Annotated in this window: 1 protein-coding gene; it reads left to right on the forward strand. The window is 47.2% G+C overall.

Annotation, left to right across the window (positions count from 1 at the left end; genetic code table 11):
- Window positions 1–76 precede the first annotated feature (76 nt).
- Window positions 77–1,300 carry an ISL3 family transposase gene (locus EWH91_RS14265; RefSeq protein ID WP_129930922.1) on the forward strand — a complete coding sequence of 408 codons (1,224 nt, stop codon included), beginning with the start codon at window positions 77–79 and terminating at the stop codon, window positions 1,298–1,300.
- Window positions 1,301–1,499: the final 199 nt, after the last annotated feature.

Below are 1,499 nucleotides of genomic sequence, written 5' to 3' on the forward strand. Positions count from 1 at the left end.
GCTTCTTCGCTGATTAAAATGAATGAACCTGGAAATACTGGAAACTACCTAATTAAAAACGACAGGTGGTTTTCAAATGTTAGTAGAATTCAATGACCTGGAAAACTTATTCCATATTACAGAACCCTGGTACGTTCATGACTGTATCTTCAACGAAAGCCAAAAAAAGTTGGATGTTTATTTAAAAGTCTACAAAGAAGCGCTGTTATCGTGTCCAAACTGTGGTGCCGGACACCAGCCGATCTATGATATTGCTGATTACGATCGTACGTGGAGGCATCTGAACTTTTTAGAATACCCCTGCTACATCCACGCGGAACATCCGAGGACAGATTGTAAAAAGTGTGGTAAAAAACAGCGGGTGGAAATTCCATGGGCCATCAAGCCCCGTGCGGGTTTTACCAAACTTTTTGATGCCTGGATTATGAAATTGGTTAAAGATATGCCGATGAACGCGGTCAGCCGTCTGGTCGGTGAACATGATACCCGACTATGGCGGATTCTGCATCATTATGTAGATCACGCTTTAGCTGTTCAGGACTTGTCCCAGGTGACAAAGATTAATACCGACGAGACCTCCTCAAAGCGCGGGCACAATTATATTACGATCTTTGTGGATTCCGAAAAGAAAAATGTCATCCACGTCGCCAAAGGGAAAGATGCCGAGACATGGAGAGCCTGTAAAGAAAAACTCGAAGCCCATGGGGGCCGTGTCCAAAACGTCACAGAAGTCTGCATGGATATGTCTGCGGCCTTTATTAAAGGGGCTTCCGACTACTTTCCGGACGCGTCGATTACCTTTGACAAGTTCCATGTGATTCAGGAAGCCAACCGGGCGGTCGATTCCGTACGCCGGAACGAACGGAATCGTTGTGCCGATTTAAAGAATACGCGTTATATCTGGCTGAAGAACGAGAAGAACCTGACGAAAAAGCAGAAAGAAACCCTTGATAAGTTGAAGGACAGCGAACTGGATACAGCCAAAGCCTACCGCATGCGCCTATGCCTTCAGGAGATCTACAAATATCCGGCTCAAATTGCACCGGCGGTGCTTGAAGACTGGATCCAATGGGGCCTGCGCTGCCGGCTGGCCCCCATGGTGGATCTCGCAAAGACACTGAAAAAGCATTACGGCGGTGTGGTCAGGTGGTTCCAATCCCAACTCAACAATGGGATATTGGAAGGCATCAACAGCCTATTCCAGGCCGCGAAGCGGAAAGCCAGAGGCTACCGCTCCGATAAGAATATCATCGCCATGGTCTATCTGCTTGCCGGGAAATTAGACTTCGCACAAAAATAAAAGAACAGGCATCAGTACGGAGCCACGTATCGCTCACAACCGAACCCGTTCCCTTGTCCATGGATTAGTCTGTCCATTCTGGAGAGGTTTATTCAGGCATCAGACGGTGAACGTGGAGCGAGCAATTGAACCCGTTCCCTTGTCCGATTTTCATAGATTATCTGGAAACTACTTTACCAAACTCTGTCCTATTTCACGG

It is taken from the genome of Sporolactobacillus sp. THM19-2 (genome assembly GCF_004153195.1).
In the GTDB taxonomy this organism is placed as follows: Bacteria; Bacillota; Bacilli; order Bacillales; family Sporolactobacillaceae; genus Sporolactobacillus.